The 23,688-nt window shown below is 63.0% G+C and carries 18 protein-coding genes; 14 read left to right on the top strand and 4 right to left on the bottom strand.

Annotation, left to right across the window (positions count from 1 at the left end; all coding sequences use genetic code 11):
• Window positions 1-5 precede the first annotated feature (5 nt).
• Together ACK1VC_RS16265 and ACK1VC_RS16260 are read left to right on the top strand one after the other, a co-directional pair.
• Entirely contained in the window at window positions 6-1,691 is a 1,686-nt protein-coding gene (locus ACK1VC_RS16265; protein ID WP_016487594.1) for a thiamine pyrophosphate-binding protein, read from the top strand.
• 63 nt (window positions 1,692-1,754) lie between these two features.
• Window positions 1,755-3,203: an NAD-dependent succinate-semialdehyde dehydrogenase gene (locus ACK1VC_RS16260; protein WP_016487593.1), complete on the top strand. Its 1,449-nt coding sequence runs from the start codon at window positions 1,755-1,757 to the stop codon at window positions 3,201-3,203.
• A 192-nt stretch (window positions 3,204-3,395) separates the two neighbouring features.
• On the opposite strand, the gene ACK1VC_RS16255 is transcribed toward ACK1VC_RS16260, so the two are convergent.
• Window positions 3,396-4,121, bottom strand: coding sequence for a FadR/GntR family transcriptional regulator (locus tag ACK1VC_RS16255; protein ID WP_016487592.1), 726 nt, complete (start codon window positions 4,119-4,121; stop codon window positions 3,396-3,398).
• A gap of 329 nt (window positions 4,122-4,450) precedes the next feature.
• Here ACK1VC_RS16255 and ACK1VC_RS16250 point away from each other — a divergent pair, with 329 nt between their 5' ends.
• From ACK1VC_RS16250 to ACK1VC_RS16230, 5 genes are all read left to right on the top strand, one after another.
• Window positions 4,451-5,599, top strand: coding sequence for a branched-chain amino acid ABC transporter substrate-binding protein (locus ACK1VC_RS16250; RefSeq protein WP_024717576.1), 1,149 nt, complete (start codon window positions 4,451-4,453; stop codon window positions 5,597-5,599).
• A gap of 130 nt (window positions 5,600-5,729) precedes the next feature.
• Window positions 5,730-6,668 carry a branched-chain amino acid ABC transporter permease gene (locus ACK1VC_RS16245; RefSeq protein ID WP_016487590.1) on the top strand — a complete coding sequence of 313 codons (939 nt, stop codon included), beginning with the start codon at window positions 5,730-5,732 and terminating at the stop codon, window positions 6,666-6,668.
• Window positions 6,669-6,678: 10 nt separating this feature from the next.
• Window positions 6,679-7,926 (top strand): ABC transporter permease subunit, encoded by a 1,248-nt coding sequence (locus tag ACK1VC_RS16240; RefSeq protein ID WP_023047821.1) that lies wholly within the window; start codon window positions 6,679-6,681, stop codon window positions 7,924-7,926.
• Window positions 7,923-8,696 (top strand): ABC transporter ATP-binding protein, encoded by a 774-nt coding sequence (locus tag ACK1VC_RS16235; protein ID WP_016487588.1) that lies wholly within the window; start codon window positions 7,923-7,925, stop codon window positions 8,694-8,696. Before ACK1VC_RS16240 ends, ACK1VC_RS16235 begins: the two co-directional genes overlap by 4 nt.
• The gene (locus tag ACK1VC_RS16230; RefSeq protein ID WP_016487587.1) at window positions 8,693-9,409 is read left to right on the top strand and encodes an ABC transporter ATP-binding protein; all 717 of its coding nucleotides are present in this window, start codon (window positions 8,693-8,695) and stop codon (window positions 9,407-9,409) included. The genes ACK1VC_RS16235 and ACK1VC_RS16230 overlap by 4 nt, the downstream gene beginning before the upstream one ends.
• A 234-nt stretch (window positions 9,410-9,643) precedes the next feature.
• On the opposite strand, the gene mrdA is transcribed toward ACK1VC_RS16230, so the two are convergent.
• Window positions 9,644-11,539, bottom strand: coding sequence for a penicillin-binding protein 2 (mrdA, locus tag ACK1VC_RS16225; RefSeq protein ID WP_016487586.1), 1,896 nt, complete (start codon window positions 11,537-11,539; stop codon window positions 9,644-9,646).
• Window positions 11,540-12,111: 572 nt separating this feature from the next.
• Here mrdA and ACK1VC_RS16220 point away from each other — a divergent pair.
• The 3 genes from ACK1VC_RS16220 to ACK1VC_RS16210 all read left to right on the top strand — a co-directional run bounded on the left by ACK1VC_RS16220 (window position 12,112) and on the right by ACK1VC_RS16210 (window position 15,862).
• Window positions 12,112-13,452 carry an MFS transporter gene (locus tag ACK1VC_RS16220; RefSeq protein WP_449117989.1) on the top strand — a complete coding sequence of 447 codons (1,341 nt, stop codon included), beginning with the start codon at window positions 12,112-12,114 and terminating at the stop codon, window positions 13,450-13,452.
• Between the two features lie 102 nt (window positions 13,453-13,554).
• The gene (locus ACK1VC_RS16215; RefSeq protein WP_191086705.1) at window positions 13,555-14,808 is read left to right on the top strand and encodes an OprD family porin; all 1,254 of its coding nucleotides are present in this window, start codon (window positions 13,555-13,557) and stop codon (window positions 14,806-14,808) included.
• Window positions 14,809-15,148: 340 nt separating this feature from the next.
• Window positions 15,149-15,862: a GntR family transcriptional regulator gene (locus ACK1VC_RS16210; RefSeq protein WP_016487583.1), complete on the top strand. Its 714-nt coding sequence runs from the start codon at window positions 15,149-15,151 to the stop codon at window positions 15,860-15,862.
• Window positions 15,863-15,869: 7 nt separating this feature from the next.
• Here the strand turns inward: ACK1VC_RS16210 and ACK1VC_RS16205 are convergent, their stop codons facing one another.
• Together ACK1VC_RS16205 and ACK1VC_RS16200 are read right to left on the bottom strand one after the other, a co-directional pair.
• Window positions 15,870-16,820, bottom strand: coding sequence for a PDR/VanB family oxidoreductase (locus tag ACK1VC_RS16205; RefSeq protein ID WP_191086704.1), 951 nt, complete (start codon window positions 16,818-16,820; stop codon window positions 15,870-15,872).
• 10 nt (window positions 16,821-16,830) lie between these two features.
• Window positions 16,831-17,898 carry an aromatic ring-hydroxylating oxygenase subunit alpha gene (locus ACK1VC_RS16200; RefSeq protein WP_016487581.1) on the bottom strand — a complete coding sequence of 356 codons (1,068 nt, stop codon included), beginning with the start codon at window positions 17,896-17,898 and terminating at the stop codon, window positions 16,831-16,833.
• A 512-nt stretch (window positions 17,899-18,410) separates the two neighbouring features.
• Between ACK1VC_RS16200 and ACK1VC_RS16195 the strand changes: the two genes are divergently transcribed.
• The 4 genes from ACK1VC_RS16195 (at window position 18,411) to ACK1VC_RS16180 (ending at window position 23,557) form a co-directional block, all read left to right on the top strand.
• On the top strand, window positions 18,411-19,271 hold the full coding sequence (locus tag ACK1VC_RS16195; RefSeq protein WP_191086703.1) for a DMT family transporter: 861 nt from the start codon (window positions 18,411-18,413) through the stop codon (window positions 19,269-19,271).
• 122 nt (window positions 19,272-19,393) lie between these two features.
• Window positions 19,394-20,059 (top strand): ABC transporter ATP-binding protein, encoded by a 666-nt coding sequence (locus tag ACK1VC_RS16190; RefSeq protein ID WP_191086702.1) that lies wholly within the window; start codon window positions 19,394-19,396, stop codon window positions 20,057-20,059.
• A complete protein-coding gene (locus ACK1VC_RS16185; RefSeq protein WP_102689025.1) occupies window positions 20,059-22,512 on the top strand; it encodes an ABC transporter permease in 2,454 nt (817 codons plus the stop codon). The genes ACK1VC_RS16190 and ACK1VC_RS16185 overlap by 1 nt, the downstream gene beginning before the upstream one ends.
• Window positions 22,502-23,557 (top strand): lipocalin-like domain-containing protein, encoded by a 1,056-nt coding sequence (locus tag ACK1VC_RS16180; RefSeq protein ID WP_102689024.1) that lies wholly within the window; start codon window positions 22,502-22,504, stop codon window positions 23,555-23,557. Before ACK1VC_RS16185 ends, ACK1VC_RS16180 begins: the two co-directional genes overlap by 11 nt.
• Window positions 23,558-23,688: the final 131 nt, after the last annotated feature.

The raw sequence follows: 23,688 nt of genomic DNA, 5'->3' as shown, positions 1-23,688 counted from the left end.
CAACAATGAGCAACTCCGAAGTGAAGCGCAGTGGCGGCCAGGTACTGGTCGATGCCCTGCGGGTGAATGGTGTCGAGCGTGCGTTCTGCGTGCCAGGTGAAAGCTACCTGGCAGTGCTCGATGCGCTACACGATGTGCAGGATGAGATCGACCTGATCGTCTGCCGCCAGGAGGGCGGTGCTGCCTACATGGCCGAGGCCTACGGCAAGCTGACAGGCCAGCCAGGCATCTGCTTCGTCACCCGCGGCCCAGGTGCCACCAACGCCTCGGTGGGCGTGCACACCGCGTTCCAGGACTCCACGCCGATGCTGCTGTTCATCGGCCAGGTGGCACGTGACCAGATCGAACGCGAAGCCTTCCAGGAAGTGGACTACCGGCGCATGTTCGGCCAGATGGCCAAGTGGGTGGTGCAGATCGACGATGCCGCGCGCATTCCCGAACTGGTCAACCAGGCTTTCCAGCGCGCCATCAGTGGCCGCCCTGGTCCGGTGGTAATCGCGCTGCCAGAAGACATGCTCACCGACCTGGTGCAGGTCGCCGATGCGCGCCCGGCCCAGCGTGTCGAGGCTGCTCCGGCGCCCCAGGCACTGGGCGAGTTGCAGGCGCTGCTGGCCAAGGCCCAGCGGCCACTGGTGATTGCCGGTGGCGGTGGCTGGAATGACCAGGCGGTGGCCGACCTGAAGCGCTTCGTGCAGGCGCAGAACGTGCCACTGGCGGCGTCGTTCCGCTGCCAGGACCTGTTCGACAACACCGACCCGCACTATGCCGGTGACCTGGGCCTGGCTGCCGGCCCGGTGTTGGTCGATGCGGTAAAGCAGTCTGACCTGTTGATTGTGGTGGGTGCCCGCCTGGGTGAGATGACCACGGGCGGATATGCGCTGGTCGACATTCCAACGCCAAAGCAGGCGCTGGTGCATGTACATGCCAGCGCCGAGGAGATCGGCCGCGTTTACCAGCCGACCCTGGGCATCAATGCCGGCCCCGGCAGCTTCCTGGCCCAGGCCGCTGCCTTGCAGGCGGTGCGTCCGGCGGAATTCGCCGACTGGGTCGCCAGCCTGAACAGCGGCTACCGCGGCAACTTCGAAACACCGCGCTCGCCGGGTGATGTGCAGATGAGCGAAGTGATCGCCTGGCTGAACAAGACCCTGCCGGCCGACAGCATCCTCACCTGTGGTGCCGGCAACTACACCGGCTGGGTGCACCGTGGCTACCAGCACCGTGTATTCCGCACGCTGCTCGGGCCTACCAACGGCTCGATGGGCTACGGCGTGCCGGCGGCAGTGGCGGCCAAGCTGACCTACCCGCAGCGCACGGTGGTGGCGTTTGCCGGTGACGGTTGTTTCCTGATGAATGGCCAGGAACTGGCCACTGCGGCGCACTACGACGCACGGGTGATCACCGTGGTGGTCAACAACGGCATGTACGGCACCATCCGCATGCACCAGGAGCGCACCTATCCTGGGCGGGTGTCCGGCACCGAACTGCACAACCCGGACTTTGCCGCCCTGGCGCGCGCCTATGGGCTGCACGGTGAAACCGTTACCCGTACCGAGGACTTCGCTGCCGCTTTCGAGCGTTGCCAAGTATCCGGCAAGCCGGCGCTGATCGAAGTGCAGGTCGACCCCGAAGCCCTGACCCCGCGCATGACCCTCAGCCAGATTCGCGACAAGGCCCTGCAAGCCAAGCGCTGATTCACCTCGGGTGGGGCGCGGTCCGGCCCCACCTTTTTTCATTATCCGAACGAGCCAATCGACATGAAACTTGCCGATCGTGATCTGCTGCGTGAAGTTTGCTATATCGATGGAAAATGGCTGGCGGCTGACAGCGGCCAGCGCATTGCCGTGACCAACCCGGCCACCGGCCAAGTGCTGGGCCACGTGCCGCGGATGGGGGCAGAAGAAACCCGCCGTGCCATCGCGGCTGCCGAGTGCGCCTTGCCAGCGTGGCGGGCGCTGACTGCCAAGGAGCGTGCCGCCCGGCTGCAGGCCTGGTTCCGCGAAATCCTCGCTCATCAGGAAGACCTGGCGCGCATCATGACCGCCGAGCAGGGCAAGCCCCTGGCCGAATCCCGTGGCGAGATTGCCTTTGCCGCCGCTTATGTGGAGTTCTATGCCGAGGAAGGCAAACGCATCTATGGCGATGTGATTCCTTCGCCGAACGCTGATCGGCGCTTGATCGTGACCAAGGAACCGATTGGTGTGTGTGCGGCGATTACACCTTGGAACTTCCCGGCGGCGATGATCACCCGCAAGGCGGCGCCGGCTTTGGCGGCGGGCTGCACGTTGGTGCTCAAGCCCGCTTCGCAAACCCCGTTCAGCGCGCTGGCACTGTGCGTGCTGGCCGAGCGTGCCGGTATCCCGGTGGGTGTGCTTAGCGTGGTGACCGGCGATTCGGCGGCCATTGGCGGCGAGCTGACGGCCAGCCCGGTGGTGCGCAAGTTGTCGTTCACCGGCTCGACCCCCATCGGCATCCAGTTGCTGCGGCAGTCGGCGGCAACGGTGAAGAAGGTGACCATGGAGCTGGGCGGCAACGCTCCGTTCATCGTGTTCGACGATGCCGACCTGGAAAAAGCGGTGGAAGGCGCGCTGATCGCCAAGTTCCGCAACAGCGGGCAGACCTGCGTGTGCGCCAACCGCTTCTATATCCAGGACGGCATCTACGAGCGCTTCGTGGCGCGCTTTGCCGAGCGCGTGGGTGAGCTGGTCGTCGGGCAGGGCGATGCACCAGGTACACAGGTCGGCCCGATGATCGACGGGCGTGCGGCCAATGGTGTCGAACGGCTGGTCGGCGAAGCTGTGGAGGCCGGTGCGCGGGTGGTGGCGGGAGGGCGTCGGCACGCCATGGGCGAGGCCTTCTTCGAGCCGACCTTGCTGGCGGATGTGACGCCGGACATGCGCGTGGCGCGCGAGGAAATTTTCGGGCCGGTGGCGCCGATCTTCCGCTTCGGCAGTGAGGAGGAAGTGATTGCCCAGGCCAACGACACCGAGTTCGGCCTGGCCTGCTACCTGTATGCCCGGGATGTCGGGCGCATCTGGCGGGTGACGGAAGCGCTGGAGTACGGCATGGTCGGGGTCAACGTCGGCGTGGTGGCGACTGAAGTGGCGCCGTTTGGCGGGGTGAAGGCCTCGGGGTTGGGCAGGGAGGGGTCACGCTACGGGATCGAGGATTACCTGGAACTCAAGTATGTGTGCCTTGGGCTTTAAGGCATTCCTGAGGCTCTGAGGTTGCCTGTACCGGCCTCTTTGCGGGCAAACCCGCTCCCACAGGTACTGCACAGCTCTCAAGATCTGCATGGCACCTGTGGAAATTTCCCACAGGTACGGCGCATGATTTGAAGGCCGTGCGGTCACTGTGGGAGCGGGTTTACCCGCGAAGAGGCCGATACAGGGTTACGATCAGGCCTTGCTGTCGAGCAGCCGCTGGTAGCGCGACAGGCTTTCTTCCAGGTGCTTGCGCAGCGCCGTACGTGCGCTGGCCACATCGCCCATGCTGATCGCTGACAGGATTGCCCCGTGCTCGCGGGCAATTTTCTTGATGTGTGCCTGGCGGTTCTTGCCGGTTACTTGGCCATGTTTGAGGTTCAGGTCAAGGATGATGTCCGGCCCCAGCGCTTCCAGCAATTGCGTGAAATGCGGGTTGTTGGTGGCCCGTGCAATCGCCAGGTGGAATTCGAAGTCGGCCTTGGCTTCCTCTTCCTGCGTGGCACCGTCCAGCGAGTTGAAGCGGTCGAACGCCTCGGTGATCGCCGCCATGCTGGCCGGGCTGCGGCGCTCGGCGGCGCGGGCCACCGATTCCGCCTCGATCCCCAGGCGCAATTCAAGGATCTGCGCCGCAGCGCGTACGTCATCGACCACGCTGTCGATGGCAAAGCCGATGCGTTTCACATCCTGCTCGACCACGAATACGCCCACACCTTGACGGGCAACCAGGCGCCCGCCCAGGCGCAGCGAGGCCACCGCTTCGCGGATGACCGGGCGGCTGACGTTGAACTCTTTGCACAGCGCTTGTTCGGACGGCAGCTTGTCGCCCGGGCCGTAGGTGCCAGTGTCGATCCGGCTGGAAAGCTCCTGGATCACGATTTCCGCCAGATTGGCGCGACGCGTGCCTAACGACGCATTCATAGAAGGGTTGCTCCTGAAACTGATTGGCTCATCACGGTTGATTCTCCGGCAGGTTGCGCGCAGCCCTCATGCCCCTTGCGGCGGGATCCGTAGCCAACCAGCGGTGATGTTGTCGGCATATGTTATCAAACATCTTACTAGCTCGTCTGATGCCCCACTTCTTGACCACGCAGATCTCGTCGCCGGGAAAATTATTTTACCTGCTCGTGTAGCATACACCCATTGACAGTTGCCTGATGACTGTTATCTTACAAGTGCGATGGCGTTCCGGCCATTTCGCATGCGGTAAGCGATGTCGAGGTTCGTCCAATCACTACTGGGAGCTGAGCATGAATAACAACAAGGGAGGGCGTACAGCCCTCGCGACCGCGGTAACATTGCTGATGGCCATGGGGACGGCAAACGCAGCAGACAGTGAAGTTGTCAGGATCGGCTTCGCCGGCCCCCTGACCGGCCCTTCGGCGCACCAGGGACAGGACGTCGAGCATGGCATTCAGATTGCCGTAGAAGAGGCCAACCAGCAGCAACTGAAAATCGGTGACAAGGTGGCCCAGTTCAAACTGGTCTCCGAGGACGATGTCGCCGACCCACGCACGGGCACGGCGGTGGCGCAACGCCTGGTGGACTCGAAAGTGGCGGTGGTGATCGGCCACTACAACTCCGGCACCAGCATCCCGGCTTCGAAGATCTACGCCGCCGCCGGCATCCCGCAGATCTCGCCCTCGGCCACCAACCCCACCTTGACCCAGCAGGGCATCCCTTCGGTGTTTCGCACGGTCAACGACGACGCCACCCTGGGCCGCTACGCCGGCAACTACCTGGTCAGCCAGCTCAAGGCCCAGCGCATCGCCATCTTCGATGACCGCACCGCCTATGGCCAAGGCCTGGCCGACGAGGTGACCAGGGCGGTCAAGGCGGCTGGCGGCAATGTGGTGGTGCGTGAGTACACCAACGACAAGTCCACCGATTTCAACGCCATCCTCACCACTGCCAAGGCGCAAAAGGCCGACGCGGTGTTCTTCGCGGCACTCGACTACCAGGCCGCACCCATGGCCAAGCAGATGAAAAACCTGGGCCTGAAGGCGCGCTTCATGAACATCGGCAACCTGCCCAATGACTCGTTCAAGCAGATGGCTGGCAGCGCCGCCGAAGGTACCTATGCCTGGAACTATGGCACGCCGCTGCTGGACATGCCCAAAGGGGCAGCCTTCGAACAGAAGCTCAAGGACAAGTTCGGCGTGGGTGTGGTGCAGTCGTCGCCCGCTGCGTATGACGCCACCTGGGCCGCGATCAACGCCATGGTCAAGGCCGGCTCCGACGACCCCAAAGTGTATCTGCCAGTGCTCAAGAGCCAGAGCTATGACGGCGTCACCGGCACCATCGCCTTCGATGACAAGGGCAACCTGAAGAACCCGGCTGCCACCGTGTTCCAGTTCGCCGAAGGTGGCTGGAAAACCTTGTCGGTCGAGCGCGATTGAGTTTCACCCCATAACAAGCGGGCGCACGCCTGCGACATAACAAGAAGACTTTTCCCACCTGCCAGGCCAGTCGGCGTGTGGCGCTGAGCCGCCGCGCGCCGACGACAACGCAGTTTCGAGGATTCAGCGCGTGGACGGTAATTTCGATATCTTGTTGCAACAGGTCCTTAACGGCCTGGTGCTGGGCAGCATCTATGCCCTGGTAGCCTTGGGCTACACCATGGTCTACGGCATCATCGGCCTGATCAACTTCGCCCACGGCGAGGTGGTGATGATCGGCGCCATGGTCACCATTTCGGTACTGACAATGCTCGCTGGCGCCGGCTTTGCCCCTGGCGTCATCACGTTGCTGCTGGCAATCATGGCTGCTGCGGTGGTGTGCATGCTGCTGGCCCAAGGCATGGAAAAGTACGCCTATCGGCCCTTGCGCAAAGCCCCGCGGCTGACCCCGCTGATCCTTGCCATCGGCATCTCCATCGCCTTGCAGAACCTGGCGATGATGATCTGGGGGCGCGGCTACAAGACCTTCCCTGAAGTGGTAGAGACGCGGCCCGTGGACGTGTTCGGCGCCACTGTCACCAACGTGCAGCTCTCGATCATGCTGGTTGCCGTGGTGATCATGCTTGGCTTGTGGCTATTGGTGGACAAGACTCGCCTGGGCAAAGCCATGCGCGCCACCGCGCAGAATCAGGAAGTGGCCGGGCTGATGGGCATCAACATCAATCGGGTGATCAGCGCCACCTTCCTGATTGGCGCCAGCCTGGGTGCCATCGCCGGGGTAATGCGCGCCATCAACTACGGCCAGGCCGATGCCTACATGGGCCTGCTGCTGGGCCTGAAAGCATTCTCCGCAGCGGTGCTTGGTGGTATCGGCAACCTGTTCGGGGCCATGGCCGGTGGCCTGTTGCTGGGGCTGATCGAATCGCTGGCGGCAGGCTACACCGGGCAGTTGACGGGCGGCTTCCTGGGGGCCAACTACCAGGACATCTTCGCCTTTGCGGTGCTGATCCTGGTGTTGCTGTTCCGGCCCAATGGGCTGCTTGGCGAACGCCAGGCTGACCGGGCGTGAGGAGGCAGTCATGAAAAACCTCAAGACCCAGTACCTGTTGTTGATTCTCGGCTTCATCGCCTTGCCGTTCCTGGTCGAGGCCATTCCCATGCTGGGCGCTACCTGGGTGCGCATTCTTGGCTTTGCCATGCTCTACGTGCTGCTGGCGTTGGGACTGAACATTGTCATCGGTTATGCCGGCCTGCTCGACATGGGCTACATCGGCTTCTACGCCATTGGTGCCTACCTGTATGCACTGCTGGCTTCGCCCCACCTGCAAATGGCCGGCCTGCTTGAGGCTGTGCTGGACTGGCCGGTGTGGGTGATCATCCCGTTGGCTGCCGTGGCTGCGGCCATTTGCGGGGTGCTGATCGGTGCGCCGGTACTCAAGTTGCGCGGCGATTACCTGGCCATCGTCACCCTGGGCTTCGGCGAGATCATTCGCATCTTCATGAACAACCTGGACCAGCCGGTGAACCTCACCAACGGTCCCCAGGGCATCAGCAACATTGCCCCGCTGCACGTCGACTTCGGGGCATGGGCGCACGCGCCAGGTGCCGGGGCAACGCCGGTGCTGTCGCTGCAGCAAAGCTGGAGCCTGTTCGGCCTGCCCGTGTCGCCGGTGATCAGCTACTACCTGTTCTTCCTGTTCGTCGTCATCCTCTGCATCGTGCTGTCCAAGCGCCTGGAAGTGTCGCGTATCGGCCGCGCCTGGATGGCCCTGCGCGAAGACGAAGTGGCGGCCGAGGCCATGGGCCTGAACAAGCGCAACCTCAAGCTGCTGGCCTTTGCCATGGGGGCGACCTTTGGCGGGGTGTCCGGTGTGCTGTTCTCCAGCTACCAGGGTTTCGTCAGCCCCGAATCGTTCACCCTGATGGAGTCGATCATGGTCCTGGCCATGGTGGTGCTCGGCGGCATGGGCTCGATCCGGGGCGTGGTGCTGGGGGCGCTGATCCTGTCGGTGATGCCCGAACTGTTCCGCGACCTGGTCAACTGGGTCCAGCCGTGGGTGATGGACAACGTCACCTTCATCAGTCGCGATATCCTGCGCAACGTGCTGGATGCCTCAACCCTGCGCATGCTGGTATTCGGCCTGGCGCTGATCCTGGTGATGCGTTTTCGCCCCGAAGGACTCTGGCCGTCCAGTCGCCGCCGTGCCGAACTGCACGATGACGACCCTGAAGCCGAGCCGGCGCCTGCGGTGCTCAGCACTGCAATCAATGGACCGGCCAGCGAAGCCTCCTTCGAACTCCCGATCAAACAGGCGGACAAGGCATGAGCGATTTCCTTCTCGAGCTGCATCAGGTGAGCAAGTTCTTCGGTGGCCTGCAGGCCCTGCATGGCATTGACCTGAGCATCCGTCGCGGCGAGATCCGCGGCCTGCTGGGCCCCAATGGCGCCGGCAAGACCACGCTGTTCAACGTGCTCACTGGGCTGTATCGGGCCGAGCAGGGCAGGGTGATGTTCGACGGCAAGCCACTGCGCATCAGCAAACCGCACAAGGTGGTGGAGGCAGGCATCTCCCGCACCTTCCAGAACATCCGCCTGTTCCACAACATGACCGCCCTGGAAAACGTGATGATCGGCCGCCACGTACGCACCCGCAGTGGTGTGTTCGGCGCAATTCTGCGTACCCCGGCCTGTGTGCGTGAAGAGCGGGAAATCCGCCAGGCCGCGCGTTACTGGCTGAACTACGTCGGCATCGGCCACTTGGCCGGTGAACTGGCCAAGAGCCTGTCCTACGGCGACCAGCGCCGCCTGGAAATCGCTCGGGCGCTGGCCACCGAGCCAAAGCTGATTGCGCTCGACGAACCGGCGGCGGGGATGAACGCTTCGGAAACCGAAGGCTTGCGCCAGCTGATGTGCAAGATGAAGGCGGATGGCAAGACAGTGTTGTTGATCGAGCACGACGTGAAGCTGGTGATGGGCCTTTGCGACCACATCACCGTACTGGAATTCGGCCGCAAGATCGCCGACGGCCTGCCGGCCGACGTGCGCAAGGATCCACGCGTGATCGAGGCCTACCTGGGTGCAGAGGCAGTGGCATGAAAAACATCCTGCAAGTGAGTGACCTGAAGGTCAGCTACGGGGCTATCCAGGCCATCAAGGGCATCGACCTGACGGTGGGCGAGGGTGAGATGGTGGCGCTGATCGGCGCCAATGGCGCCGGCAAGACCACCACCCTGAAAACCTTGGCCGGCTTGCTGAAGCCCAGCGCCGGCAGCATCACCTTCGATGGCAAGGCGCACGCGGCGATCAAGGGCCATGACCTGATCCGCGAGGGGCTGGCGCTGGTGCCGGAAGGGCGGGGCATTTTCCCCAAGCTGACGGTGCACGAAAACCTCGAGATGGGGGCCTTCAGTCGGCGCGACGGCAAGGACGCCATCGGTGCTGACATCGAACGCATGTACGGTATCTTTCCGCGTTTGAAAGAACGTGCCTTTCAGCTGGCCGGCACCATGTCGGGTGGCGAGCAGCAGATGCTGGCCATTTCACGGGCACTGATGGGGCGGCCCAAGCTATTGTTGCTGGACGAGCCCTCCATGGGGTTGGCGCCGATCATCGTGCAGAAGATTTTCGAAACCATCGTCGAAGTGGTCAAGGGCGGGGTAACGCTACTGCTGGTGGAGCAGAACGCCCGCCTGGCGCTGCAGACCTGTCAGCGCGCCTACGTGATCGATGGCGGCCGTATCAGCCTGGAAGGCTGTGCCAAGACCTTGTTGCATGACGACCAGGTGAAGAAGGCCTACCTGGGCGAATGATCCAATCACAATGACAAGAGGATTTGCCCTGGGGTTGAGTGTTTGTCTTGCTGGCCTCTTCGCGGGCACGCCCGCTCCCACAGGGATCTCACAGGCCTCAGGATCTGTGCAGTACTTGTGGGCGCGGGCGTGCCCGCGAAGAGGCTAGTAGGCCCATGGCCGATTTCCTCCCAGGCAGGTTCCCCGAGCCCAGCACCGCACCGCAGCCATTGGGCGCGAAGCAGCCCCGAATTCTCAGATGTGTGGCACGTTACGGCCACTTGCACCGCCCGCATACTCAGGCTTCAGGTGCCCTTGCTCATCCAGCAGGTAAGCATCCATCACCTCGCGCACCACCGGCCCCGCCACCCGGCCCCCAGCCTCACCGTTCTCGATCATCACCGCCACCACCACACTCGGGTGGTCGGCCGGTGCAAAGCCGACAAACAGGGCGTTGTCGCGGTGGCGCTCCAGGGTCTTGTTGCGGTTGTAACGCTCACCCTGCTTGATCGCCACCACCTGCGCGGTACCACTCTTGCCGGCGATCCGGTATTGCGCGCCCGCCGCAGCGGCGCGGGCAATACCGCGCGGGTCGTGCATGACCATCTGCATGCCCTGGCTGACCTGATCCCAGGCATGCTTGTCGTGCAGCACGATGTTGGGCATCGGGTTGGGGTCCACCGGCGCATCGCCACCCACGGTCATGGCCAGGTGCGGGCGATGCCACACGCCCTTGCTCGCCAGCAGGCTGGTGGCCTGGGCCAGCTGCAGCGGGGTGACCTGCATGTAACCTTGACCAATGCCAAGAATCAGCGTTTCGCCCGGGAACCAGGCCTGGCGCCGGGTGGCACGCTTCCACTGGGCCGACGGCATCAGCCCGGAGGCCTCTTCGAACATGTCCAGCGACACCTTCTGGCCCAGGCCGAATTCGGCCATGTAGTCATGCAGGCGGTCGATGCCCAGCTTGTGCGCCAGGTCGTAGAAATAGGTGTCGTTGGACCGCATGATGGCGGTGTACATGTCCACCCAGCCGTCGCCGCTGCGGTTCCAGTTGCGGTACTTGTGGTCATAGTTGGGCAGCTCGTAATAGCCCGGGTCGAACACCCGGCTGCCTGGGGTGATCACGCCGCTGTCGAGGCCGGCGATGGCCACTTCCGGTTTCACCGTCGAGCCTGGGGCATATAGGCCGCGCAGCACACGGTTGAACAGCGGTCGGTCGATGGAATCGCGCAGTTCGGCGTACTGCTTGAAGCTGATGCCCTTGACGAACAGGTTGGGGTCGAAGCTGGGGTTGCTGACCATTGCCAGCACGTCGCCATTGGCCGGGTCCAGTACCACCACCGAGCCACGGCGGTCGCCCAAGGCCTTTTCTGCGGCCACCTGCAAGTGGGCGTCCAGGGTCAGGACGATGTCTTGTCCCGGGGTCGGGGCCTTGTGGTTGAGCACGCGCATCACCCGGCCCTGGGCGTTGGTCTCGACCTCCTCGTAGCCCACATGCCCGTGCAGCTGGCTTTCGTAGAAGTGTTCGATACCGGTCTTGCCGATTGACTGGGTGCCACGGTACTCGGTGCTGTCGAGAACCTTGGCCTCTTTCTCGTTGATGCGCCCCACATAACCCACCGAGTGGGCGAAATGTTCGGCCAAGGGGTATTCGCGGATGAACTGTGGCTCTACTTCCAGGCCCGGCAGGCGGAACTGGTTCACCGCCACCAGGGCGATCTGCTCTTCGCTCAGGCCCACCATCAGGGTTACCGGTTCGAACGGCTTGCGGCCACGGCGCAGGTCTTTGTCGAACTGCTTGCGGTCGTCTTCGGTCAGGCCTAGCACCTGGGTGAGGGTGTCGAGCACCTTGGCCGAGTCGCCGCCGGCCCGCTCGCGGGTCATGGTCAGGTCGAAGCTGGGTTTGTTGTCGGCCAGCACCACGCCGTTGCGGTCGTAGATCAGCCCGCGTTCGGGGGCGATGGGCAGCACGTGCACACGGTTGTTTTCCGACACGGCGGTCTGCTGGTCGTGCTGCAGCACCTGCAAGACATACAGCCGCCCCACCAGCACGGCGACCAGGCTGAAGACCAGGATGGCGCAGGCCAGGAGCCGGCGATTGACCAGGTGCTTTTCCTTTTCGTGGTCCTTGAGGGGGATGGGTTGTGGCATCAGTAGCTCTTGTCTGCAGGTATCGCGGTGGCTGTACGGGCGCGCGATCGGGCCGGGGATGCTACGCAACACCCACCGCGCCCTCAAGGCGAGTGGCGACTGACGGTGGGCGGTTAATGTCTGCCCACCCCGGAATCAGGGCGCTGGCGGGGAACATGAAGATTTGTTCATCGCTGCTGCCTCTTGAGCGCTCAGGCATGGATTTGGGCTTCTTTTATGGATCCACAAAATTGTAGCGTTCGATAAACGAACAAAATTTTTATCCAGCATTAAATCTGTAAATACCTGATTAATATAGATAAACAAAATTTTGTTTGATGATTTTATCTTTTTCATGAACGGTTTAACTGGGGGGACTAAGCCTTGCTCATTGTTTGTGGATCCATTATCTGGTTGATTGAGCGCCTGACAGCGGCAGGAGCCCTCCTGCCGTATGCGATAACAATTACAAAAAGGGTCCAAGTCATGAATGGCTTCTCACGGCCACGGAACCGTCATGGTTCCTACCGCTTCGCCTGCGTCTGCACATCTGTCCTCTCACTTGTGGCCAACCCAGGCCGGCAGGTGACCCTATGAATGCCGATCTCAAGCAACGGCTGGACAACGACCCGATGGGCCGCTTTCAGTACCTGGCCATCGGTATTTGTATCGTCCTCAACATGATCGATGGCTTCGACGTCCTGGTGATGGCCTTCACCGCTGCCTCGGTGTCCGCCGAATGGGGCCTTAACGGGGCGCAGGTGGGGCTGCTGCTCAGTGCCGGCCTGTTCGGCATGGCGGCCGGTTCGTTGTTCATCGCGCCTTGGGCCGACCGCTTTGGCCGCCGCCCGCTGATCCTGCTGTGCCTGGCGCTTTCCGGTATTGGCATGTTGCTCTCGGCAATGAGCCAGAGCCCGTTGCAACTGGCGCTGCTGCGTGGCCTGACCGGGCTGGGCATTGGCGGCATCCTGGCCAGCAGCAATGTGATTGCCAGTGAGTACGCCAGCAAACGCTGGCGCGGCCTGGCGGTGAGCCTGCAGTCAACCGGCTACGCCCTGGGCGCGACGCTGGGCGGTTTGCTGGCGGTATGGCTGCTGGGGCATTGGGGTTGGCGCTCGGTGTTTTTGTTTGGCGGCATTGTCACCGTGCTGGTAATCCCGCTGGTGCTGTTGTGGCTGCCGGAGTCGCTGGATTTTCTGCTGGCGCGTCGACCGGCCAATGCGCTGGCACGGGTCAACCGCCTGGCCATGCGCCTTGGCCAGCCGGCGCTGGCACACCTGCCAACACCCGTAGCAAGGGAGCCGGGCGCCGCCCGCGGCTTCCGGCAACTGCTGGCGCCGGCCATGCGCCGCACCACGCTGGTGATCTGGTTACTGTTCTTCCTGGTCATGTTCGGGTTCTACTTCGTCATGAGCTGGACGCCGAAACTGCTGGTCGCCGCCGGCCTGTCGGCACAGCAGGGCATCACCGGCGGGGTGCTGTTGAGTGTCGGCGGCATCCTCGGCGCGGCGCTGATCGGTGGCCTGGCGTCGCGCTGGCCACTCACCCGCGTGCTGGCGCTGTTCATGCTGATCACGGCGGCGTTGCTGGTGCTATTTGTGGTCAATGGCGCGTCGGTCAGTGCAGCCTTGGCCTTGGGGCTGCTGATCGGGCTGTTCTCCAATGGCTGCGTAGCCGGCCTGTATGCCCTGTCGCCGGTGGTCTATGACGCCTCGGTGCGCGCTACCGACGTGGGTTGGGGCATCGGCATCGGCCGCATGGGCGCCATCTTGTCGCCGACCGTGGCCGGCGTGTTGCTCGATGGCGGCTGGCAGCCACTGCACCTGTACGGGGTGTTTGCCAGCGTATTCGTGCTTGCCGCGGGTTGCCTGCTGTTGCTGCGCCCAATGACCAAGCCGGCGCCTGCGCAGCCGGCAGATGCACTGAGCCACTGAGCGCAACCCGGCCTGGCCGGGTACCTGAATGCAGCGTGCTGCCCTGGGCCAAGTTGGCCTGGGGCGTTCGGCTGCGCCTATTGAAAGCGGAGAACAATAATAATGATGCACACAACCTGCACTCTGGCCCGTTCGGCCTCGGTGGTTTCGCTGGCACTTGGCCTGGGTATGCCGGCTTGGGCCGAGGAGGGGGGCTTTTTTGAAGATGCCAAGGCCGGGCTGACACTGCGCAACTACTACTTCAACCGCGATTTCCGCGACCCAGGAGCGGCCAAGAGCAAAGTCGAAGAATGGGCCCAGGGCTTCATCTTCAAGTTCAGCTCTGGCTACACCCCGGGGCTGATCGGTGTTGGCCTGGACGGCATCGCGATGTTCGGCATGAAGCTGGACAGTGGCCGCGGTACCAGCGGCTCCGAACTGCTGCCAGTGCACGATGACGGGCGTGCGGCCGACGAGTATGGCCGCGCCGGGCTGGCGGCCAAGCTGCGTATTTCATCGACCGAGCTGAAGGTGGGTGAGTTGCTGCCGGATATTCCGCTGCTGCGCTACGACGATGGCCGCCTGCTGCCGCAGACCTTCCGTGGCGCCATGCTCGACTCGCGGGAAATCGAAGGCCTGAGCCTGCAAGCCGGCCAGTACCGCGAGGTCAGCCTGCGCAACTCGTCCGATATGCAGGACCTTTCTGCCTGGGCCGCGCCCGGGGTTACCTCGGACGGCTTCAACTACGCCGGCACAGAATACCGCTTCAACCAGCAGCGTACGCTGATTGGCGCCTGGCATTCGCAGCTGGAGGATATCTACCAGCAAAGCTACTTCAACCTGCTGCATAGCCAGCGAGTGGGCGAGTGGACGCTGGGGGCCAACCTGGGTTACTTCATCGACCGGGATGACGGCCAGGCGCGCATTGGCGATATCAAGAGCCGCACTGGTTACGCTCTGCTGTCAGCTTCGCACAGTGGCCACACGCTGTACCTGGGGTTGCAGAAAGTCAGTGGCGACAGCCAGTGGATGTCGGTGTACGGCAGCAGCGGCCGCACCTTGGGTAACGACATGTTCAACGGCAACTTCAGTAACGCCGACGAGCGCTCGTGGCAAGTGCGCTACGACTACAACTTTGCCGCGCTGGGTGTGCCGGGACTGTTGGCCATGGTGCGTTACGGGCATGGCGAAAATGCCACCACGGCGGCGGGCAGCAATGGCAAGGAGTGGGAGCGTGATACCGAGGTGAACTACACGTTCCAGAGCGGAGCGCTGAAGAACCTCAACATCCGCCTGAACAACGCCACCAACCGGCGCAGCTTCAACAGCGATTTCGACCAGACGCGACTGATCGTCAGCTACCCGCTGACGCTTTAAGCGGCAATATGCCCAGTGAGCACGCTCCTTGTATCGCGCAGGGTTCAGGCTTATGCAGTACCTGTGGGGGCAACTGTCTTGCACCACACCTGAAAGCTGGCGCGAAAACTGTGGGGGCCATTGTGTTGCTCAATATCCGGAATCTAGCGCGGTATCTGTGGGAGCGGGCTTGTCCCGCGAACACCGGCAAAGCCGGTGCCAGGTACCGCGTTGCCTGCTTCGCGGGTGAACCCACATGCACACACCTGTCTCGAGCTTTGTGTGGTGCGCTCCGAACAGGCCTGCAGCATCCCCTCGGCTTGCGCTAAGATGCCCGCTCATGTCCCTGGAAGTAGCCTGGATGAGCAAACCCGGTCAAATGGTGCTGGTTGCGCTGCGCAAGATGATCGCCTCGGGCGAGCTGGCGGCCGGCGAGCGCTTGATGGAAGTCCCCACTGCCGAACTGTTCGGCGTCTCCCGCATGCCGGTGCGCATGGCGTTTCGTACCCTCGAGCAGGAAGGCCTGCTGGTGCGTTTTGGCGGCCGGGGTTTTCAGGTGCGCTCGGTCAGCGCCGATGACATCGCAGGTGCGGTGGAGGTCCGCGGCGTGCTGGAGGGGTTGGCCGCTCGCCAGGCTGCAGAGCGTGGCTTGTCGGCGCAAGCGCGCGCGGCGCTGCAACAGTGCCTGGTCGAGGGCGATCAGTTGTTCGACAAGGGCTTCGTCACCGAAGAGGACCTGCAGGCCTATCACGACCTGAACATGCGCTTTCACCAGGTGATCATCGAAGCCAGCCACAACCCGGCCATCGCCGATGCCCTGGCACGCAACGACCACCTGCCGTTCGCCTCGGTCACCGCACTGGCCGTGGACCGCCATGACCTGGCCCGCGAGTACCGGCGCTTCAACTTCGCCCATATGCAGCACCACGCGGTGTTCGACGCCCTGACCAACCGTCAGGGTGCCCGCGCCGAAGCGATCATGCGCGAGCACGCCAATGCCACTTTGCGCTACGCCGAGACCTTTGGCGGCGCAACGGCGGACGCGAGCATGAAAGTCATCCTGCCCTTGTCGTAAAACTGGTTCAGATATCCAGCACCAGCAGCGGCGACTTCGAGCGCGAGCAGCAGGGCGTGAACTGATCGTTCAGCGCCTGCTCCTCTTCGGTGAGGAACATGTCGCGATGGTCCGGCGTGCCTTGCAGCACCCGCGTCAGGCAGGTGCCGCAAATACCCTGCTCGCATGACATGGCGATCTCGATACCGTTGCGTTCCAGCACCTGCACCACGGTCTGGTCGGCTGGCACCTCGAACACTTGCCCCGTGCTGCTCACCTGCACCGAAAAACTACCGTCGTTGCTGGCATCCACGGGCGCTGCGGCAAAGTACTCGCGGTGCAGGCTGGCCTCTTGCCAGCCCAGCCCCTTGGCGCTGGCCAGCACATGCTGCATGAACCCGCCGGGCCCGCATACATACAGGTGCACATCGTCTTGCGGGTTGCCCAGCACCTGAGCGATATCCAGTGCGGTTTCCGGTTGCTCGTCAAAGTGCACGACCAGGCGATCAGCGAATGGCGCGTTGCGAATGCGCTCGACAAAGGCCGCACGCTCGCTGGAGCGGGCGCAGTAGTGCAGCTCGAACGGGTGGCCGCTGTGGGACAACTGCTCGGCCATGCACAGGATCGGGGTAATGCCGATGCCACCGGCAAACAAAAGGCTGCGCCGCGCACCCTCGGCCAGCGGGAACAGGTTGCGCGGCGCGCTGATGCGCAGCCGGGCGCCGGCCTGCACCTGCTCATGCAAGCTGCGTGAGCCGCCCCGCGAAGCCGGGTCGTTGAGGACGCCAATCAGATAACGGTGGCGTTCTTCGGGGTGGTTGCACAGCGAATACTGGCGCACGAGCCCATCAGGCAAATGCACGTCGATATGCGCGCCGGCGCTGAACGCCGGCAGCAGGCTGCCATCCGCCGCCGCCAACTCGAAACTGCAGATACCCTGCGCTTCATCGTTACGGGATACCACTACGGCATCGATCATGTCGGCTTCCTCAGGCAGGGGTGGCGCTGGTGGCGATCAGTTGCGGCTGCGGCGCACGTTCTTTGGCGATAATCCGCTCCAGCACCTTGCGCGACTGCACGCCGCCAGCATCGATGTTCAGCTTCAGCAGGTTGCGCTCGGGGTGGGCCAGCAGGTTCTGTTGCTGGCGCTCGAGCATCTCCAGGTCTTCGCTGAAAATCTTGCCCTGGCCCTCACGAATGTTGTCGGTCAGGGCCTGGTCGTGCGCGGCGAAGTTGCGCGCCATGCCCCAGAAGTACCAGATTGAGGTATCGGTTTCCGGGGTGATGAAATCGACCACGATGCTCGACGCCTTGTGCTGCGCTTCGGCGTGGTAGCCACCCTTGCCGGCATGGGCTACGCCCACTTCGATCAGCACATGGCTGGGCGGGGTGAAGCGGCAGATCTGCCAGCGATCCACCGGCACATCGTCGGCCAGGCCGTTGCCACGCAGGGCCATGCGCCAGAAGGGCGGGGCCATGATGTTTTCCATATGCCGGGCGGTGACCACCTCGTCTCCTGTGACGGTGGTGACTGGCGGGGCCTCGTCGATTTCCTTCTGGCCGATGCTGGAGGCATGCACATAGGTTTCGTGGGTGAGGTCCATCAGATTGTCGATCATCAGCCGGTAGTCGCAACCGATGTGGAACAGCCCGCCGCCGTAAGCCCACTCATCATTCACCGCCCATTCCAGATGCGGGATCAGCGCCGGGTCGGCCTGCGCCTGGTCGCCGGGCCAGACCCAGATAAAGCCGTAGCGCTCGACGGCCGCAAAGGTCTTGTTGCAAGGGAAGCCACGCACCCGCTGGCCCGGCATCGACACAGTCTTGCCGTCGCAGCCCATGACCAGGCCGTGATAGCCGCACACCAGGTTGCCGTCCTCGACATAGCCCAGCGACAACGGTGCGCCGCGGTGGGGGCAGAAGTCCTCGACAGCGGCCACTTGGTTCTCCTTGGCGCGGTAGAACACGATCTTTTCGCCGCAGATCTGTCGACCCAGGGGCTTGGTGGCTATCTCGTCGGGGGTGCAGGCGACGTACCAGGTGTTTTTGGGGTACATGGAAGGCTCTCCAGGGTTTTGTTTTTATTTAATGGATCCATTAGAGCTCTGGTATGAGAAGCAGGTCAACACATTATGCGTATCTTTCGCTGGTCATGTGCGGTTATCGAACGATCAGTGGATCCATTAATGCCAATCCCTGAGGGCACTCTCGGTAGCAGATGGGGCGGTTTCAGCGGCAGGTCTTGAAGGCAGGTGGACGTGTGCCTTGGCCAAGAGCCAAGGGCTGACGCACCCTCTGGAGGAGCAGGCTTGCCCGCTAACACGGGCGACCCCCGTGTCATTTGGTTGCGAGTTATGTAGATGATAGAAGTGACCTAAGAATTATCCGATATCTTGTAGGCGAAAGGATCTACTTAAGATCAGATGATTCCTACGTGATGACTCTCGTCACGCAAAGTTGCACACACGCCATTGACAGGGGCAGCAAGCGGCTTATTGAATGAAATGCTTGCAAACATGATAGGTGTAAGCGAAGTGAGGCTCGCTAAATACAACAAAGGGGTGTTGAAGTGGATGTGCTAATGGGCTTGGTGGCAGCCATATGTTGGGGCGCTACAGATTATTTGGTAAGCGTAAATGGCAGGTCGCTCGGTATCAAGCGTTCAGTGCTCTACAGTCAACTATTGGGGCTGGTAGTTCTGAGTGTTTTTGCTTTGCAATCAAGCAGCCTCAATTCGATTGTCGCAGTCAGTGTAGAATCCATGATCCTCTGTCTTGTCGCGGCGGTGTTGACGCTACTAGGCGCTCTCTCACTGGCCAAAGCGTTAACTGAGGGCCGCACCGCAATTGTTGCGCCACTGGTGACGTCCTACGGTATCGTCACAACGATCTTGGCTTGGGCAGGAGGGGAACGCTTGACTGCCTATCAGTTTATTGGGATCGCCATCTGCGCCTTTGGTGTGATGGCTGTGGGCTTGGGGCACAGCAATCCCGCGTCTCGCTTAAACCGACGCGAGGGGCAGGCAATAGTTTTTGCGCTGCTGGCAGCTGGTTTTTACGGCTTCAGTTTCTGGGTTCAAGGTAAATATGCGCTGCCCGCTGTAGGCCCAATCAACATGCTCTGGTTGAACTACTGCGTGGGCGCTCTGTTTCTGTTGCTTATCTATCGTGATTTTCAAGGGGGTAACAATTTGACCTTGAAAGATTGTGGCAACTTGAGCGGTGCCAGTCTTTTCAATCTGGGTGGTTTCGCAGCGTTTTCATTTGGGGTGCTTGAGGGTTCGATTGCCGTTGTAACGGTGATTAGTACGCTTTCTGGTGGGGTGGCGGCTATGCTTGGCTATATGTTCTCTAAAGAGCGTTTAACAGCAGGGCAGTTGTTGGGCGTGAGTTTCGTTTTGCTAGGCGCGGTAGTGCTGCATCTGCTGTAGGCGCTACGCCGGCCCAGGATGAATCATGGAGGGGAGAAAACATAACTGCGACGGGATGACTGTACACCTCTGCGGGTCGGACCTGCTATTACTTAGCAGACGCATACCATAAAGGCCCGTCGATGCTCGCCATCGAACAGCTCCACAAATCATTCCTCACCCCCCAAGGCCCGCTCCCCGTTCTGCAGGGTGTGGACCTGCGCCTGGCACGCGGCAGCAGCCTGGCGCTGATGGGCGAGTCTGGCAGCGGCAAGAGCACGTTGCTGCACCTGATTGCCGGCCTGGACCGTGCCGACAGCGGCCGTATCCTGATCGATGACGTCCCGCTCGACGGCCGTTCGGAGGCGTCCCTGGCGCAGTGGAGACGGCAGGGGATTGGGCTGGTGTTCCAGCAATACAACCTGATCAGCAGCCTGGACGTGGCGGCGAACCTGGCCTTTCAAGCCAGGCTGGCGGGCAGGCATGACCCACAATGGGTGGCTTACCTGGCAGAGCAGTTGGGCTTGGCAGGTTTGCTGGCGCGCTACCCAGAGCAGTTGTCCGGTGGCCAGCAGCAACGGGTCGCCATCGGCCGCGCGCTGGCTGGGCGCCCGGCCTGGCTTTTGGCTGACGAACCCACCGGCAGCCTTGACGAAGCCAGCAGCGATGAGGTGCTGAGCCTGTTGCTGGAACTGGTCGCCGAGGCCGGCAGCGGTGTGTTGATGGTGACCCACAGCTCCCGGCTGGCGGCACGCTTGCAGCGGCGTTGCCAGCTGCAGGCCGGCCGCGTTCAGCCAGAGTTGGGGTGATGAGGCTTTTGTCGCTGGCCCTGTTGGCGTTGTTCAGCCATTGGCGGCGCCATCGTGTGCAGTTTTTCAGCATCTTCACCGGGCTGTGGCTGGCCACGGCGCTGTGGACGGGCGTGCAGGCGCTGAACAGCCAGGCACGCAGCGATTACGCCCGGGCCAGTGCCGTGCTGGCCGGGCCGCTGCAGGCGCAGCTAGTGCCGCGCAACGGGGAGCGCTTCGACCAAGGGCTTTACGTGCAATTGCGCAAGCAGGGTTGGCCAGTAATGCCCGTGCTGGAAGGGCGCTTGCGTTTGCCTGGGGAGCCCGCGCGCAGCGTGCGCCTGCTGGGCATCGACCCTTTGAGCCTGCCGCCAGCCAGCAGCATTGCCGGTGTGCAGCCGCAAGCATTCGATGTGCAGGCGTTCATCGGCACGCCCGGGCAAGCGTGGGCCGGGCCAGACACCTTGCGGCAACTGGGCGCAGAGCGTGGGGAAGCGGTGCGCGACAGCGAAGGGCAACTGTTGCCACCCATGGTCCTGCAGCCTGCATTGGCGCCCGGCGTGATCGTGGTCGATATCGGCCATGCCCAGCGGTTGCTGCACGCGCCTGGGCAGTTGTCGCGATTGCTGGTGGCCGGCAAGCCAGGGCCGCTGCCTGCTGATATTGCGGTTTACCTCGAACTGCAACCGCAACAGGACGACGGCGGGTTGCAGCGGCTGACTGAGAGCTTTCACCTCAACCTGACTGCTCTCGGCCTGCTGGCGTTCGTCGTAGGCCTGTTTATCGCCCATGCCGCAATCGGTCTGGCGCTAGAACAGCGGCGTGGATTGATCCGCAATCTGCGCGCCTGTGGCGTCAGCTTGAACACCCTGCTGTGCGCCTTGATGCTGGAGCTGGGACTGTTCGCCGTCCTGGGCGGGCTGGCCGGCGTGGCCAGCGGGTATGTGCTGGCGGCGTGGTTATTGCCCGATGTGGCAGCCAGTTTGCGCGGCCTGTACGGCGCCCAGGTTGCCGGTTCCCTGAGCCTGCCCGCGTGGTGGTGGCTGGTGGGGGTGCTTGTGAGCGTGCTGGGGGCATTGCTGGCAGGGCTGGGCAGCGTGTTGCGTGCTGCCCGGTTGCCATTACTGGCGTTGGCGCAGCCTCAGGCCTGGCGGCTGGCGCAGGGGCCATGGTTGAGGCGCCAGGCTTGCATAGCGTGCGTTCTGTTGCTGCTGGCCTTGGGCTGCGGCCTGCTGGGTAACCGCCTGGCCAGCGCGTTTGCCATGCTGGCTGGGTTGTTGCTGGCGGCGGCGCTGTTGTTGCCGGCCTTGCTCGACCGGGCTCTGGCCTTGCTGACGCCGTATTGCCGGCGACCTTTGGCGCAATGGTTCGTCGCCGATAGCCGCCAGCAACTGCCGGCACTGAGTTTGGCGTTGATGGCACTGTTGCTCGCGTTGGCTGCCAGTGTCGGCGTGGGCAGCATGACCGAAGGCTTTCGCAAGACTTTTGTCGGCTGGCTGGACCTGCGCCTGTCTGCCGACCTGTACGTCAGCCCTCGGGATACCGCCCAAGGTCTGGAAATTGCGCAATGGCTAGGGCAGCAATCGGCAGCCAGTGTGGTGCTGCCCGGCTGGCGTGTAGAAACGCAGTTGCAGGGCTGGCCAGTGCAGCTTCAGGGCATCGTCGATCACCCGGTCTACCTCAAGCGTTGGCCGTTGCTGCAGCAGCAGCCTCACGCCTGGGAAACGTTGGCCGGCGGGCATGCGGTGATGCTCAGCGAACAGCTGGCCAGGCGCCTGAAGCTGCAACTGGGCGATCGCCTGGCGCTGCCTTCAGAGGCCATGACGGTGGTGGGGATCTATGCCGATTACGGTAACCCCAAGGGGCACGTACTGGTCAATGCCAGCTGGTTGCGCAGGCAATGGCCGCAGGCAACGCTGACCGGGTTGAGCGTTGATCTGCCCGCTGAACAATTGCCCGTCATCAAGGCAGCGTTGCAGCAGCACTTCGCCTTGGACGACAGCCGCGTGGTGGAGCAGGCAAGCCTGAAACGCTGGTCCACCGAAGTGTTCAACCGCACCTTCGCCGCCACCGCCGCGCTCAACAGCCTCACGCTTGGCGTGGCCGGCGTGGCGCTGTTCATCAACTTGCTGACGTTGGGCCAGACGCGGCTGAGCCAGCTGGCCCCCCTGTGGGCACTGGGTGTGCAGCGCAGGCAACTGGTGTGGCTGAGCTTGGGGCAGACCCTGATGCTGAGCAGTTTCACGGTACTGCTGGCAATCCCGTTGGGGGTGTTGCTGGCCTGGGGCCTGGTGGCGGTGGTCAACGTGCAGGCGTTCGGCTGGCGCCTGCCGCTTTACGTTTTCCCCGTGCAGTTGCTGCAACTGGCCGCGCTGGGTTTGTTCACCAGCCTGTTGGCCAGCGCCTGGCCGCTGTGGCAACTGGCGCGCCGCCAGCCCCGTGAATTGTTGAGGCCGTTTGCCGATGAAGCGTAACACCTTGCTGTTGCTATGCGGCCTGCTATGCGCTTGTGACCCGCCGGCGCCACAAAGCTATGCCGGGCTGGGGCAGCAGGCGGACGGTTTCAGCCAGGTGGTCCGCGCGCATCGCCTGGAATTCCCGCGTGACCATGGCGCACACGATGGCTTTCGCATCGAATGGTGGTACGTCACCGCCAACCTCAAGGACGCCCAGGGGCGTGACTGGGGCGCCCAGTGGACCCTGTTCCGCTCGGCCCTGCGCCCCGGCCCTGAAACCACCGACTGGAACAGCCCCAACCTGTGGATGGGGCACGCGGCCCTGACCGGGCCGGGTGGTCACCAGTCTGGCGAAACCCTGGCGCGTGGCGGTATCGGCCAGGCTGGTGTGCAGGCCCAGCCGTTCCGGGCGTGGATCAATGATTGGTCATTGCAGGGCAGGGGGGGTATCGAAAGCCTGCACATGGTTGCCGGTGGCGAAGGCTTTCGCTACGACTTGCGTTTGCGCAGTGATCGGCCCCTGGTGCTGCATGGCGATCAGGGTTACAGCGAGAAATCCGGCAAGGGGCAGGCCTCGTACTATTACAGCCAGCCGTTTTACCGGGTGCGCGGGGAAGTGGAACGTGAAGGCATGTGCATCGCGGTCACCGGCCAGGCCTGGCTCGACCGGGAGTGGAGCAGCCAGCCGCTGGCGGCCGGGCAAACGGGGTGGGACTGGTTTTCCCTGCACCTGGACAATGGTGCCAGGCTGATGGTGTTCCAGGTGCGTCAGGCTGAGGGCGATGCCTACCGCGCCGGCACGTGGGTTGGCCCGCACGGTGAAGTGGTCGCGCTGCTGGGCGCGCAGGTTCAGTTGCAGGCCTTGGCCTGGGCCGAGCAGAAGAATGGCAAGCAGGTACCGACGCACTGGCGGGTGCAGGTGCCGGCGCAGGGGGTGGATGTGCAGGTCGAGGCGGTGGAACCACGGGCCTGGATGGATACGCGGTTCCCTTACTGGGAAGGACCGGTGCGGTTGAGCGGGAGTGCGGGTGGGCGCGGGTATCTGGAGATGACAGGCTACTAGTGCAACACATTCCCGCGATCATGCACCCACCCTGTGGGAGCGGCCTTGTGTCGCGAAAGGGCCGCACAGCGGCCCCGGCAATTCTGCGGCGAGGCGCAAATCCCGGGGGCGCTGCGCACCCCTTTCGCGAC

It is taken from the genome of Pseudomonas sp. XP2 (assembly GCF_053557975.1).
This window is presented reverse-complemented; position numbering and strand designations above follow the sequence as displayed.

What these genes read in the sequence shown, in the direction of transcription:
- ACK1VC_RS16265 (WP_016487594.1), top strand. Translation starts at nt 6, where the DNA reads ATGAGCAACTCCGAAGTGAAGCGCAGTGGCGGCCAGGTACTGGTCGAT.
- ACK1VC_RS16260 (WP_016487593.1), top strand. Translation starts at nt 1,755, where the DNA reads ATGAAACTTGCCGATCGTGATCTGCTGCGTGAAGTTTGCTATATCGAT.
- ACK1VC_RS16255 (WP_016487592.1), bottom strand. Translation starts at nt 4,121, where the DNA reads ATGAATGCGTCGTTAGGCACGCGTCGCGCCAATCTGGCGGAAATCGTG.
- ACK1VC_RS16250 (WP_024717576.1), top strand. Translation starts at nt 4,451, where the DNA reads ATGAATAACAACAAGGGAGGGCGTACAGCCCTCGCGACCGCGGTAACA.
- ACK1VC_RS16240 (WP_023047821.1), top strand. Translation starts at nt 6,679, where the DNA reads ATGAAAAACCTCAAGACCCAGTACCTGTTGTTGATTCTCGGCTTCATC.
- ACK1VC_RS16235 (WP_016487588.1), top strand. Translation starts at nt 7,923, where the DNA reads ATGAGCGATTTCCTTCTCGAGCTGCATCAGGTGAGCAAGTTCTTCGGT.
- ACK1VC_RS16230 (WP_016487587.1), top strand. Translation starts at nt 8,693, where the DNA reads ATGAAAAACATCCTGCAAGTGAGTGACCTGAAGGTCAGCTACGGGGCT.
- mrdA (WP_016487586.1), bottom strand. Translation starts at nt 11,539, where the DNA reads ATGCCACAACCCATCCCCCTCAAGGACCACGAAAAGGAAAAGCACCTG.
- ACK1VC_RS16220 (WP_449117989.1), top strand. Translation starts at nt 12,112, where the DNA reads ATGAATGCCGATCTCAAGCAACGGCTGGACAACGACCCGATGGGCCGC.
- ACK1VC_RS16215 (WP_191086705.1), top strand. Translation starts at nt 13,555, where the DNA reads ATGATGCACACAACCTGCACTCTGGCCCGTTCGGCCTCGGTGGTTTCG.
- ACK1VC_RS16210 (WP_016487583.1), top strand. Translation starts at nt 15,149, where the DNA reads ATGAGCAAACCCGGTCAAATGGTGCTGGTTGCGCTGCGCAAGATGATC.
- ACK1VC_RS16205 (WP_191086704.1), bottom strand. Translation starts at nt 16,820, where the DNA reads ATGATCGATGCCGTAGTGGTATCCCGTAACGATGAAGCGCAGGGTATC.
- ACK1VC_RS16200 (WP_016487581.1), bottom strand. Translation starts at nt 17,898, where the DNA reads ATGTACCCCAAAAACACCTGGTACGTCGCCTGCACCCCCGACGAGATA.
- ACK1VC_RS16190 (WP_191086702.1), top strand. Translation starts at nt 19,394, where the DNA reads ATGCTCGCCATCGAACAGCTCCACAAATCATTCCTCACCCCCCAAGGC.
- ACK1VC_RS16185 (WP_102689025.1), top strand. Translation starts at nt 20,059, where the DNA reads ATGAGGCTTTTGTCGCTGGCCCTGTTGGCGTTGTTCAGCCATTGGCGG.
- ACK1VC_RS16180 (WP_102689024.1), top strand. Translation starts at nt 22,502, where the DNA reads ATGAAGCGTAACACCTTGCTGTTGCTATGCGGCCTGCTATGCGCTTGT.